The sequence below is a fragment of the Neisseria weixii genome (assembly GCF_042658245.1).
Taxonomy (GTDB): Bacteria; Pseudomonadota; Gammaproteobacteria; order Burkholderiales; family Neisseriaceae; genus Neisseria; species Neisseria weixii.
In genome coordinates this window covers 73,936-85,756 of record NZ_JBHSPY010000007.1, presented here as the reverse complement: position 1 = coordinate 85,756, position 11,821 = coordinate 73,936, and the positions used below count along the sequence as shown (strand labels likewise).

The following is an 11,821-nucleotide window of genomic DNA, read 5'->3' as shown; positions in this document are numbered from 1 at the left end:
GCTGATTGGGGGAAATACGGACGGGAAACACGTCTGAAAATGAAAAAACGGTTACCTGATTGTTCAGGTAACCGTTTGGATGGGGTGGCCGGTATTTTGCAAAGGTCTCAAGATGACAGCAGCGGATTCGAGTTTGCACAAGATATGCTGCAAGGCGATGTGACTTATGCCATTAATTTTGACCGGATTCAGTTTCACCCTGAAAAAGGTTATCTGATTTTCAAATATTTGCGTTGTCACGAATCGTAATCGGTCAATCCACACACCTCGCATCCGAATCGTTATTTTTCAGAAAAACAAATTCAAATTTTTGTCTTTATTCAAAATCGCCCAAGATTTGAACGCCACTTTATATTTGGTCAATTATGCGGCAAAAGGTACGCCGCACGCGGATAAAGTGCGTTTGATGAAGGTGGTGAGTGTGAAAGAAGGGCGCAGCGAGCCGGTAGAAACGATGAATGTTGAAACCACACGCGAAGCATTCAGTGCATAGTTTCGTAAGCTGAATCGGGAATGCTGTTTAGGGTAAGAAAAGGCCGTCTGAATTTCAGACGGCCTTTTCTAAATGAGTCAAATTAATCTTTTACAAACGATACACCGTTTAATTGCGAATTTAAAATCGCGGCGCGCAAAGCGGTCAATGCTTTCGGGCGCACGAAATTGCGACGGTAGGCCAACACTACGCGACGAGTGGGGGCAGTGCCTTCAAACGGAATGATGCTGAACAATAAGTGATCGTTTTCCGTCAAAGCGGTGGCCGGCATCACGCTGATGGCCAAGCCGCTGGCAACCATGTGGCGGATGGTATTGATGGAGCTGCCTTGCAAGGTGTTGGTCAAACCTTGGATTTTCTGCTTGGCGGCCAATTCCGAACAGCTCGACAACACTTGGTCGCGCATACAGTTGCCCTCGGTCAGCAGTAAAACCTGTTCTTCGGCCAGCATCTGCGGCGTAATCGCATCCAATTCCTCGAAATGGTGGCCTTTGGGCACAATCACGAAAAACGGTTCATCATAAAGAGGCTCGGTCACAATGCCTGGCTCTTGAAATGGCTCGGCCACCACCGCGGCATCCAAATCACCGCGTTTGAGCGATTCGGTGAGTGTGTAGGTGTAGTTTTCTTCGAGCATCAGCGGCATTTTCGGTGCGGTGTCGCGCAAAGAAACAATCAATTTAGGCAGCAGATAAGGTGCGACGGTAAAAATCAGCCCCAGCTTAAATGCGCCTTCCAATTCGTTTTGCTCTTCATTGGCCAAGTGCTTGATTAGATCAGCTTCTTCCAACACACGGCGGGCTTGGGCAACGATGCGTTCGCCTGCTTCGGTGGTGATGATGTCGTTGCTGCTGCGGTCAAACAGTGAAACCGACAGCTCTTCTTCCAGCTTTTTAATTGCAATGGAAAGGGTGGGCTGGCTGACAAAGCAGCGGCGTGCGGCACGCCCGAAATGGTGTTCTTGCGCAACGGCTACGATGTAACGCAATTCGGTTAAAGTCATTCAGCAGCCTTTTTCTGTTCAGGCAGGGTAATGTTCAGTTCAAGAACGTCCAAGCCGTCTTGTTTCTCTTGGGAAATGCGGATGTCGTTTAAAGAAACATTCACGTATTTAGACAGCACTTCCAACAATTCTTTGCGCAGGGTCGGCAGGTAATCCGGCGCGCCGGTACCGTTTTCGTTGGCACGCTCTTGTGCGATGATGATTTGCAGGCGGTCGCGGGCAACTTCGGCGGTTTTGGCTTTTCTGCCGAACAGCTTATCTAACAAAGACATGGCTTAACCTCCGAACAAACGTTTGAAGAAGCCTTTTTTCTCTGCTTCGAGGAAACGCATTTCGCGGTTTTCGCCAAGCAGACGGGCAATCACATCTTTATAGGCTTCGGCAGCTGCCGCGCTGTTTTGGTGGATGACCGGTTCGCCGGCGTTGGATGCCTGTAGTACATTTTCAGATTCAGGAATTACGCCCAAAAGCGGAATACGCAGAATGTCGCAAATGTCCTGCACCGACAGCATCTCGCCTTTTTCCACGCGTTCCGGCGAATAGCGGGTAATCAGCAGGTGCTCTTTCACGGTGCCGCCTTGTTCGGCCTTACGCGACTTGCTCTGCAAAATGCCCAAGATACGGTCGGAGTCACGCACGCTTGATACTTCGGGGTTGGTGGTGATGATGGCTTCATCGGCAAAATACAGCGCCATCAAGGCACCTTGCTCGATACCGGCCGGCGAGTCGCAGATGATGTATTCGAAGCCCAGTTTTTTACCGGCCAATTCTTCCATCACTTTTTCCACACCTTCGCGGGTCAGCGCGTCTTTGTCGCGGGTTTGCGATGCAGGCAGGATGAACAGGTTTTCGCAGTTTTTGTCTTTAATCAGGGCTTGGTTGAGTGTGGCTTCGCCTTGAATCACATTGATTAAGTCATACACGACGCGGCGCTCGCAACCCATAATCAAGTCGAGATTACGCAAGCCTACGTCGAAATCGATTACGGCGGTTTTGTGGCCGCGCAAGGCCAAACCGCTTGCAATACTGGCGCTGGTGGTGGTTTTGCCTACGCCGCCTTTACCTGAAGTTACTACGATGATTTTTGCCACGATATTTCCTTTTTCAAATATTAAATTTAAGATTTTAAAACATTATTCGGTGTCGATTGCACTGATGACCAAGCGGTTGTCTTGCAATGAAACTTGCACCGCGCGTTTGTGCAGGTGTTCGGGTAAATCCTGCTCGAAATTGCGGTAAATGCCGGCCACGGAAACCAATTCGGCCTGCATGGAATGGATAAAAATACGCGCGTTGGTATCACCTTTGGCACCGGCCAATGCACGGCCGCGCATAGGGGCGTAAATGTGGATGTTGCCATCGGCAATCAGTTCCGCACCTTGGCTGACGATACCGGTAACGATTAAATCGCCGTTTTCCGCGTAAACCTGCTGACCCGTGCGCACAGGGGTACTGATCAATACGGTTGGGTTGCTGATAACGGTGGTGGATACGGCTTTAATGCCGGCCGGTTGTAATTGTGGCGGTTGTGGCGTATCGGACTTCTCACTGCGGCTGAACACCAAATGATAGCGCACAGCATAAGCCGCCCATGCTTCATTGTCGTGGCGCAAGCCCAAAATCTGCATGCCGTAGCGGGCAAACAGCGAAATTACAGCTGCCAAGTCTAATGATTCCGGATGTTCGAAATCCTGTACATCCAAAACAAAGGGCACAATTTCCAAACCTTGATACTGGCCGGTACGCTGGCGCAAAAATTCTTCTAATTCGGTCAAATCTGCGGTGTGCAGATGAATAGCCAACACATCCAATCGTGCCGACTTAACGTCAAACGCGGGTTTCATAGTGAGTAAACAATAAAAAAATTTAATGACGTAAGTTTACCGTGTTAATCTAAGCTATTCAATCTGTTTAGGCCGTCTGAAATGAAAAAAATATTCCATATCGTAGGCGCAGGCAGCGTTGGACAAACTTTTGCCGCTTTATTGAGCCGTCCTCCCGATTGGCAGCTTTCCCACATCTCAGCAACAGCCTGCCGCCGAATGCTTTTGGAGCAACGGTTTTAGCGGATATGAGCGATTTGCCGCCGGTAGATGTGGTCATTATCGCCACGCCGGACAATGCCATAGAAGCTACTGCCGAACGCCTTGCCCGTGAGGTCGAATTGTCCCCGCAAACCCTGGTGCTGCACTTGAGCGGCGCCAAAACCATACAGGTTTTACAAGCGGTTACGGCGCAGGGTGCATTGGCGGGCAGCCTGCATCCGGTGTTTGCCTTTGCCAATGTCGAACACTCGGTGGCGCATTTGGCCGGAAATTTGTGCGCCATCGAAGCGGAGCATGCGCAGGCTGTCGAGATTTTGCAACAATTAGCCAACGCTTTAGGTTTAACCGCGTTTGTGATGCCGTCTGAATATAAAGCGCGTTACCATGCGGCGATGACGGCAGAAGAGCAGGCGGCCTACCGCGTGTGGGCGCAGATGACTTTGAATTTGGCCGCAGCAAGATTGGATAAACAATCGGTGGAAAAAGTTCAGGCGGTCTTAAATTCGGGAATAAAATCTGTTTGAGGCAGCTTGGACGTACCGCCGCATGATGGCTTGATGCGCGGCTGAATTTAAACGCAATCAAGGCCGTCTGAAACCTGACAAATGGTTTCAGACGGCCTTGATTCATTGCTTAAATGCATCACTATTAGTTTTGTGGCATTGGTGGCATGTCAGGGCGTGGCTCACCTTGCATGTTCGGCTGACCCGGTTGGCTGCTTTGGGCTTTGCGGGCGGCACGTTCTTGCTGGCGTTTTTGTTGGTTTTCCAGTAATTGTTTTTGCTGTTTGGCTGTCAACACTTGGAAAATATCGTGGCGCTCTTTCAAGCGTTTCACTTCCATATCGGCCATACGTTGTTTGCGCTCGGCAGCGTGTTGTTCAAATTCGGCCTGACGCTCGTTAACCAAACGGCGGGCAGCGGCTTCGTCGAAATTTTTACCGGTAATCAAGGCTTGCTCAGCGGCGCGGCGTTGCTGCATTTTCTGCTGGAACTCGGCACGTTTGGCAGCATCAGGCGCTTGACGTTTGTCGGCTTGCTGCGGACGGTTGGCTTCCATGATTTTTTGGATTTGCGCTTTTTGTTTGCTGCTCAGGTTTAATTCTTGCAAATCGCGCGGCAATTCGCCTTTTTGATACATTTTCTGACCGTGTTTGTGCATGTGGCCGTGTTTGGCCGGACGGCTGTTTTGCGATACGGCATCAGCGGCGCTGGCGACACCGGCCAGACCGATTAAAGAAGCAGCGGCAACGGCAATATATTTTTTCATCATGAGGTTTGTCCTTCGAAAAGTGTTTGAGGAGTGTTTTTGGGGAGAAACAAGATGAAACGAATCATATCGCCCGCAGCGGTTAATGAGTGTGCGGGTTAGGTAAACACTGTTTGCAGATGGGTTATGGATTGTCTAAAGAGTGAACGAAAGCGTAAGGAGCCGGATCTTTGTACAATGCCTATCTTGGGTAGGTTTTTTTATGTTATACGCCGCTTGAAAGTTTAACTATCTTAATGATATGCCTGAATTTTTTGTGTTATATCCACTTTGCGCTTTATGTAAGTTGGTAATTGTCAGGGTTTCAGGCCGTCTGAAAAAATCATCAATAAGTTAATTTTTTGGTATTCAAGTTAAATAAAAACAGCGCATCGCTTAGTGATGCGCTGTAGGGATAATGCTTAAGCATTTAATGATGGATGTCCAACACTTTAGCGGTATGGCTGATGATTTCTTCGGCAAATTCGGGATTGTCGTTCAATTTTACGCCATAGCCCGGTATCAGCTCTTTCAGACGGCCTTGCCATGCATCTTTGCGTTGCGGGAAGCATTCGTTGACCAAACGAATCATCAGCGGCACGGCAGTTGACGCACCCGGTGACGCACCCAAAAGGGCGGCCAAAGAACCGTCTTCGTGCATCACCAATTCGGTACCGAATTGCAACACGCCGCCTTTTTTGTTGTCTTTCTTAATCACCTGCACGCGTTGGCCGGCGGTAATCAGTTCCCATTCGTCAGGATTGGCGTTCGGGTAGTATTCCAGCAGCGAGGCAATGCGTTCTTCTTTGGTTTTGCGCAATTCGCCCAGCAGGTATTTGGTCAACGGCAGGTTGTCCCAACCGGCGCGCAAAATCGGCAGCAGGTTGTCGCGGTGGATCGACATCGGCAAGTCCATCATCGAACCTTGCTTCAGGAAATTGGGTTTGAAACCGGCATACGGGCCGAACATCAAATAACGTTTGCCGTCAACATGGCGGGTATCCAAGTGTGGTACCGACATCGGCGGCGCACCGACCGATGCCTGACCATATACTTTGGCGTTGTGGCGCGAGGCGGTTGCTTCGTTGTTGTTGCGCAGGAACAAGCCTGATACCGGAAAACCGCCGTAGCCGCGGCCTTCCGGGATGCCGGATTTTTGCAGCAGAGACAATGCGCCGCCACCCGCACCCAAGAAGACAAAACGGGTGCGCAGAGTGAGTTTTTGCGTATTGTCTCGCGTGTCGCTGGTTTTGATGGCCCAAGCGCCGTCGGCTTCACGGTTGATTTCTTCTACATGGCGGTTGCATAACAATTTCACGCCGCGACTGGTCAGGTTTTCAATCATTTGGCGGGTGATGTTGCCGAAATCGACGTCGGTGCCTTCTGCCGAGTAGTTGGCGGCAACCGGTTGGCTTTCATTGCGGCCTTCGATGACCAGTGGCGCCCATTCGTGTATTTTATTGCGGTCGGTCGAGAACTCCATTTTCTCGAACAATTTTTGTTTTTTAAACGCGTCAAAACGTTTGGGCAGGTAGGCGCAATGTTCGTCGGTCATCACAAACGACATGTGCGGCACGCTATTGATAAACGAATTGTCGGCCATTTTGCCTTCGCTGACCAAAGTCGCCCAGAATTGTCGGCTTATCATGAATTGTTCGGCAATATTCAATGAGCGTTCGGGGTCGACAGTACCGTTGCTGCCCAACGGGGCATAGTTTAATTCGCACAAAGCCGAGTGGCCGGTACCGGCATTGTTCCAAGGGTTGGATGATTCTTGCGCAATATCGTCAAGGCGTTCGACAATGGTGATTTCCCAAGAGGGTTCGAGTTCTTTGAGCAGAATACCCAAAGTGGCACTCATGATTCCTCCACCAACCAATACAACGTCAGTTGCTTCAGTCATAGTTATACTCCTAAAGGATAGGCAATGATTTGCCTTTATGATTTTCCGTATTGGCGTCATCTGTGCATATACAATTGTTAACAACGCATATCCTTAGAATTTAGTAGATTTCGCGCAGAAATGCAAAGATTTTATGAAAGAAAACAGTGTATTCGATGATGCAAAGGCCGTCTGAAACATTCAGACGGCCTTACCGGATAAGGGATTGATTACTTATGTATTAAAAATCATTAATATCAAAAAAATTTAGATTTTCAAAAAAAGTCAAAATTGGTAAGTGTGTTTGCACTTAAAAATTACACAATAATCGCACCGAGTGAGTCGGTTGGTTTGAATGCCGCCAATACGCCTTCGATGATGCCGACGATGGTCGGGATGCCGGTCCAGCAAAACACGGCGTAAAACAAACCCATCCACACACGGCCGGCGCAGAATTTATGTACGCCAAATGAGCCAAACAATAAGGCCATGGCGACATAAAGCGCTTTGTTGCAGGTATGGGGATAAGACGAGGCATAAGAAAAAGACGGTTGCATAATACCCTCCTTAATAATAGATTGTTCTTGTTCTTGACAATGAGTATATAGGGTAGAACGTGGCAGACTCAAGGCCGTCTGAAACAGGTTTACTTGAATTTATGCGTGTTTACGAAAAGATTTGAATCAAACTAAGAATAAAAATTCTTTTGTGTGCCGGCAATAACGGTTACATTGCGCGATTGTTTATTTTTCAACGGCATAATCAGGGGGCAGCAATCGCGATTTTCTTTCCGCGAGATGTTGCAAGACACGATTATCAAAAGCCAAAACAAATTTATGGCCGGCGTGAAAAATGTTGCATATTCTCAGCTTTGTTTCCATATCTTGGAGGAACCGGGCTGCCGGTTCGCCATTTGTCGGTGCATCTTATCCTGTATGTCTGTAAGCCTTTGCCGCAAGAATTATTTTCGACTTAAAGTGGATCATGATAAACGGCGTTTGCCCTGAAATTGGGTAAGCATGGTTTTGTTTGCACTGGTTTAAAAGAGTTTGCAAAAGTTCCAGGCCGTCTGAACGCTTAAAACCTCCATTCGCCCTGTTCCGAAATAAAACCGTCTAAAGCAATATCGTGCGGCTCAATGGGTAACTCTTCGACCAATTGGCAACCGAAGCCCACCCCTATGGTTTGAGCGCGCAAACGGTATTTCATTTGCGCCAAAGACGCATCATAAAATCCGCCGGCCTGACCCAAACGGTAACCCCGTTTATCAATGCCGACAATTGGCACCAGTAATATATCCAAACGATGCGCGCGCCGTTTTTCACCGGCAAACTGCGGAATAAACAATTTAGCTTGGCCGCGTTTGCGTTCGGGTTGTTGTGTTTGATTGGCTAAGTAAGGCGTAAACCACAAGCGGCGGCTGTGAGGTTCGATATAAGGCAGATAAAGCTTCGCCCCGCGTTTTAAGGCCGTCTGAATAAAATCGTCCAAACGCAATTCCTTACCAATCGGCCAATACACACCGATGTGGCGGCCTTTTTTGATGTGTCGCTTCAGCAGGCGGTTGATGGTTTGCGTAGCGGCAGCGCGTTCGCCGGGGGACATTTGCGCACGCAAACGGCGTAAGCGGCGGCGTAATTCGGTTTTATCGAGATTCATTGGGCTTCTCTGTTTGGGCAGATGGGGCAGATTTGCGATAAAATCCGCTTCTCTTGCTATGAGGAACACGATTATGTGGCATATCGTCATTATCGGCTATTTATTTGTGGCGGTGATGTTTTCCGCTGCCCAGCCCAGCATTGCGCGTGCCTTGATTTACTTGTTTTTTTGGGCTGTGTTGCCGATGATTTTTTTATCATGGGTGGTGGTCACACGCCGCCGCAATCGTTTGATGAAACAGGCCGGCAGCGCCGAAACCGAAGGCTTAAAGCAGAAAAAAGAGGCGGCAGGGCAGGCGCAAAATCCTGATGCGGAATGATTCGGCTGAGGCGATTCATTAGGCCGTCTGAAAAATCCGACAACGCGTAAAATAAAGCACGACATTTCCCTTTTCAGACGGCCTGTTATCCTATATAATTCTCGGGCTTTTGATTTTAAAAGTAAATTTCCATTTTTTAAACTATGCCCACTTTCGCCGAAGGGTGCTTGGTTGAAGCCAAGTTCTATGCGATTGAATGTGTGCTCTTAACCCTTTCAAATTTAAGGAATATTATGTCTCAAATTACCATGCGTCAGATGATTGAAGCCGGTGTTCACTTTGGCCACCAAACCCGTTTCTGGAACCCGAAAATGGAACAATACATTTTCGGTGCGCGCAACAAAATCCACATCGTCAATTTGGAAAAAACCTTGCCGATGTTCCAAGACGCGCAAGAAGCGGTTCGTCGTCTGGTTGCCAACAAAGGCACCGTATTGTTTGTCGGTACCAAACGTCAAGCACGCGAAATCATCCGTGAAGAAGCGACCCGCGCAGACATGCCTTTCGTTGACCACCGTTGGTTGGGCGGCATGTTGACCAACTACAAAACCGTCAAACAGTCTATCAAACGTCTGGAAGAAAAAACTGCTGCCTTGGAAAATGCTGCCGAAGCCGGTTACAGCAAAAAAGAAATTCTGGAAATGCAACGCGAGGTTGAGAAGCTGGAACGCTCTTTGGGCGGTATTAAAAACATGAAAGGCTTGCCTGACGCCATTTTCGTGATTGACACCGGTTACCAAAAAGGTACTTTGGTTGAAGCTGAAAAATTGGGTATCCCTGTGATCGCCGTTGTTGATACCAACAACAGCCCTGACGGTGTGAAATACGTAATTCCGGGTAACGACGACTCTGCAAAAGCCATCCGTCTGTACTGCCGCGGTATCGCCGACGCCGTTTTGGAAGGCAAAAACCAAGCCTTGCAAGAAACCGTTGCCGCTGCCCAAGCTGCTGCTGAGTAATACAGCGACGAAAGAGGGGCTTTTAGCCCCTTTTTTCAGATAGTCAAGCGCGGCTTAAGTGCTGCATTTCCCGATTCCAAATAAAGCTGATTGGCTTTATTTTCCTAAAAATTCAAGGAGTTTAACATGGCAGATATTACTGCAAAAATGGTTGCCGACCTGCGCGCCGCTACCGGTCTGGGTATGATGGAATGTAAAAAAGCGTTGGTTGAAGCCGAAGGCAACATGGAAAAAGCCGAAGAAATCCTGCGCATCAAATCAGGCGCGAAAGCCGGTAAATTGGCGGGCCGTACTGCGGCTGAAGGCGTATTGGCTTATGCCATCGAAGGCAATGTGGGTGCTTTGGTTGAAGTAAACTGCGAAACCGACTTTGTAGCAAAAGATGCCGGCTTTGTGGCCTTTGCCAACTCTGTGGCCAAAACCGCTGTTGCTCAAAAACCTGCCTCAGTAGAAGCTTTGAGCGAAGCCGTTGAAGCCGAGCGTAAAGAAATCATCGCTAAATTGGGCGAAAACATGTCTGTACGCCGTTTTGAATTGATCGATACCCAAAACCAACTGACCGCCTATATCCACGGCGCATTGGCGACTGAAGGCGTATTGGTTGAATTCAAGGGTTCTGAAGATATTGCCCGCAAAATCGGTATGCACATCGTAGCTGCTAAACCAGTTTGCGTTTCAGAAGCCGAAGTAGATGCCGCAACTGTTGAAAAAGAACGCCGCATCTACACCCAACAAGCCATCGAGTCTGGCAAACCTGCCGACATCGCCGAAAAAATGGTCGAAGGCCGTATCCGTAAATTCTTGGCAGAAATCACTTTGAACGGCCAACCGTTCGTGATGAACCCGGATCAAACCGTGGCTCAATTCGCTAAAGAAAACGGTACCGAAATCATCACCTTTGTCCGTTACAAAGTGGGTGACGGTATCGAGAAAAAAGAAGTTGACTACGCTGCCGAAGTAGCCGCTGCTGCTAAAGTGTAATCAGCCATGAATAAGAAAGCACCTGGATTCATCTTATTGAATCATGGTGCTTTTTTTTTGAGATATTTTATTCAAACGGCCTATCGATTGATATGAAATACAGGCTGGAACCTTTGCCCCCGGAATTGAGAGCAGTTCAAAGTTAGAGCTGCGCAGAAAGCGCAGGCCTATCATCAAGACAGGCAAACTTTCGCTCAGCGCATAACGGCGAAATGTGCCAAAGGTGCGGATTTTGCAGAAGTCTCTGGCCGTCTGAACACCGAATGAGTTGATCACGCATTAAACCATGCTTTGATTTATCCACAGAAAAATACTAAAATTTCAGAAAATTCAAAGCTTTTATTCTTGTTGGACCACTCATTATTACATACATCCAAGTACTCTTATTTTTATATTGAATGCCGTCTGAAAATCTAATTCCGATGTTCAGGCGGCCTCTGTAAACCCCGTAAAGAAAAGGCATTCCCATGACCCAGCAAGTAAAATACAAACGCGTATTGTTGAAACTCTCAGGCGAAGCCCTGATGGGCAAAGATGCGTTCGGCATCAACCGCGACACCATTATGCAAATTGTCGGCCAAGTCAAAGAAATCGTTGATTTGGGTGTGCAAGTCGGTGTAGTGGTCGGCGGTGGTAATATTTTCCGCGGCGTATCTGCAAAAGCCGGCAGCATGGATCGTGCCACGGCCGACTACATGGGTATGATGGCTACCGTGATGAACGCCTTGGCTTTGAAAGATGCCTTCGAATCACTGGGCTTGAAAGCCCGTGTGCAATCTGCATTAAGCATGCAGCAAATCGCCGAAACCTATGCCCGCCCGAAAGCCATTCAGTATTTGGAAGAAGGCAAAGTGTTGATTTTCGCCGCCGGTACCGGCAACCCGTTTTTCACTACCGATACCGCCGCTGCTTTACGTGGCGCGGAAATGAACTGCGACGTGATGCTGAAAGCCACCAACGTTGATGGGGTATATACCGCCGATCCGAAGAAAGATCCGTCAGCCACCCGTTACGAAACCATCACCTTTGACGAAGCGCTGAACAAAAACCTGAAAGTGATGGACGCCACTGCATTTGCCTTGTGCCGCGAGCGCAAACTCAACATCGTCGTGTTTGGCATCGCCAAAGAAGGCGCGCTGAAAAACGTGATTTTGGGCGAGGACGAAGGCACATTGGTGCATTGTTAAGCCGTTGTTGAACAGCCGAATGCTTCATGAAGATAGGCCGTCTGA

Annotated in this window: 15 protein-coding genes; 7 read left to right on the top strand and 8 right to left on the bottom strand. The window is 48.5% G+C overall.

Annotation, left to right across the window (positions count from 1 at the left end; genetic code table 11):
* Positions 1-249 (top strand): hypothetical protein (locus tag ACFPVS_RS05765; protein WP_378595481.1); only part of this gene is annotated, 249 nt, incomplete at its 5' end.
* Positions 250-310: 61 nt separating this feature from the next.
* Complete coding sequence (locus ACFPVS_RS05760) at positions 311-493, top strand: hypothetical protein (RefSeq protein ID WP_096294460.1); 183 nt, start codon at positions 311-313, stop codon at positions 491-493.
* An 82-nt stretch (positions 494-575) separates the two neighbouring features.
* On the opposite strand, the gene ACFPVS_RS05755 is transcribed toward ACFPVS_RS05760, so the two are convergent.
* Genes ACFPVS_RS05755 through minC form a run of 4 tightly spaced genes read right to left on the bottom strand, consistent with a single transcriptional unit; the run spans position 576 to position 3,340 of the window.
* Positions 576-1,496, bottom strand: a complete 921-nt coding sequence (locus tag ACFPVS_RS05755) for a hydrogen peroxide-inducible genes activator (protein WP_123804668.1) — start codon at positions 1,494-1,496, stop codon at positions 576-578.
* On the bottom strand, positions 1,493-1,768 hold the full coding sequence (gene minE / locus ACFPVS_RS05750; RefSeq protein WP_096294461.1) for a cell division topological specificity factor MinE: 276 nt from the start codon (positions 1,766-1,768) through the stop codon (positions 1,493-1,495). The genes ACFPVS_RS05755 and minE overlap by 4 nt, the downstream gene beginning before the upstream one ends.
* A gap of 3 nt (positions 1,769-1,771) precedes the next feature.
* Positions 1,772-2,587, bottom strand: coding sequence for a septum site-determining protein MinD (gene minD / locus ACFPVS_RS05745; RefSeq protein WP_123804667.1), 816 nt, complete (start codon positions 2,585-2,587; stop codon positions 1,772-1,774).
* A gap of 42 nt (positions 2,588-2,629) precedes the next feature.
* A complete protein-coding gene (minC, locus tag ACFPVS_RS05740) occupies positions 2,630-3,340 on the bottom strand; it encodes a septum site-determining protein MinC (protein WP_123804666.1) in 711 nt (236 codons plus the stop codon).
* A gap of 158 nt (positions 3,341-3,498) precedes the next feature.
* Here minC and ACFPVS_RS05735 point away from each other — a divergent pair, with 158 nt between their 5' ends.
* The gene (locus ACFPVS_RS05735; RefSeq protein WP_123804665.1) at positions 3,499-4,065 is read left to right on the top strand and encodes a DUF2520 domain-containing protein; all 567 of its coding nucleotides are present in this window, start codon (positions 3,499-3,501) and stop codon (positions 4,063-4,065) included.
* Positions 4,066-4,189: 124 nt separating this feature from the next.
* On the opposite strand, the gene ACFPVS_RS05730 is transcribed toward ACFPVS_RS05735, so the two are convergent.
* The 4 genes from ACFPVS_RS05730 to ACFPVS_RS05715 form a co-directional block, all read right to left on the bottom strand.
* A complete protein-coding gene (locus tag ACFPVS_RS05730) occupies positions 4,190-4,813 on the bottom strand; it encodes a Spy/CpxP family protein refolding chaperone (protein ID WP_123804664.1) in 624 nt (207 codons plus the stop codon).
* Positions 4,814-5,219: 406 nt separating this feature from the next.
* Positions 5,220-6,752 carry a malate:quinone oxidoreductase gene (locus tag ACFPVS_RS05725; RefSeq protein WP_123804670.1) on the bottom strand — a complete coding sequence of 511 codons (1,533 nt, stop codon included), beginning with the start codon at positions 6,750-6,752 and terminating at the stop codon, positions 5,220-5,222.
* A 236-nt stretch (positions 6,753-6,988) separates the two neighbouring features.
* A complete protein-coding gene (locus ACFPVS_RS05720; protein ID WP_096294464.1) occupies positions 6,989-7,228 on the bottom strand; it encodes a TM2 domain-containing protein in 240 nt (79 codons plus the stop codon).
* A gap of 520 nt (positions 7,229-7,748) precedes the next feature.
* Complete coding sequence (locus tag ACFPVS_RS05715; RefSeq protein ID WP_123804663.1) at positions 7,749-8,330, bottom strand: 5-formyltetrahydrofolate cyclo-ligase; 582 nt, start codon at positions 8,328-8,330, stop codon at positions 7,749-7,751.
* A 73-nt stretch (positions 8,331-8,403) separates the two neighbouring features.
* On the opposite strand from ACFPVS_RS05715, the gene ACFPVS_RS05710 reads away from it, so the two are divergent.
* The 4 genes from ACFPVS_RS05710 (at position 8,404) to pyrH (ending at position 11,776) form a co-directional block, all read left to right on the top strand.
* Positions 8,404-8,649, top strand: a complete 246-nt coding sequence (locus ACFPVS_RS05710; protein WP_096294465.1) for a hypothetical protein — start codon at positions 8,404-8,406, stop codon at positions 8,647-8,649.
* 233 nt (positions 8,650-8,882) lie between these two features.
* Entirely contained in the window at positions 8,883-9,608 is a 726-nt protein-coding gene (rpsB, locus tag ACFPVS_RS05705; RefSeq protein WP_096294466.1) for a 30S ribosomal protein S2, read from the top strand.
* A gap of 126 nt (positions 9,609-9,734) precedes the next feature.
* Positions 9,735-10,589, top strand: coding sequence for a translation elongation factor Ts (tsf, locus tag ACFPVS_RS05700; RefSeq protein ID WP_096294467.1), 855 nt, complete (start codon positions 9,735-9,737; stop codon positions 10,587-10,589).
* Between the two features lie 467 nt (positions 10,590-11,056).
* Complete coding sequence (gene pyrH, locus ACFPVS_RS05695) at positions 11,057-11,776, top strand: UMP kinase (protein WP_096294468.1); 720 nt, start codon at positions 11,057-11,059, stop codon at positions 11,774-11,776.
* Positions 11,777-11,821: the final 45 nt, after the last annotated feature.

Coding starts and splice junctions, on each gene's coding strand:
- ACFPVS_RS05755 (WP_123804668.1), bottom strand. CDS start 1,496: ATGACTTTAACCGAATTGCGTTACATCGTAGCCGTTGCGCAAGAACAC.
- minE (WP_096294461.1), bottom strand. CDS start 1,768: ATGTCTTTGTTAGATAAGCTGTTCGGCAGAAAAGCCAAAACCGCCGAA.
- minC (WP_123804666.1), bottom strand. CDS start 3,340: ATGAAACCCGCGTTTGACGTTAAGTCGGCACGATTGGATGTGTTGGCT.
- ACFPVS_RS05730 (WP_123804664.1), bottom strand. CDS start 4,813: ATGATGAAAAAATATATTGCCGTTGCCGCTGCTTCTTTAATCGGTCTG.
- ACFPVS_RS05725 (WP_123804670.1), bottom strand. CDS start 6,752: ATGACGCCAATACGGAAAATCATAAAGGCAAATCATTGCCTATCCTTT.
- ACFPVS_RS05720 (WP_096294464.1), bottom strand. CDS start 7,228: ATGCAACCGTCTTTTTCTTATGCCTCGTCTTATCCCCATACCTGCAAC.
- ACFPVS_RS05715 (WP_123804663.1), bottom strand. CDS start 8,330: ATGAATCTCGATAAAACCGAATTACGCCGCCGCTTACGCCGTTTGCGT.
- ACFPVS_RS05710 (WP_096294465.1), top strand. CDS start 8,404: ATGTGGCATATCGTCATTATCGGCTATTTATTTGTGGCGGTGATGTTT.
- rpsB (WP_096294466.1), top strand. CDS start 8,883: ATGTCTCAAATTACCATGCGTCAGATGATTGAAGCCGGTGTTCACTTT.
- tsf (WP_096294467.1), top strand. CDS start 9,735: ATGGCAGATATTACTGCAAAAATGGTTGCCGACCTGCGCGCCGCTACC.
- pyrH (WP_096294468.1), top strand. CDS start 11,057: ATGACCCAGCAAGTAAAATACAAACGCGTATTGTTGAAACTCTCAGGC.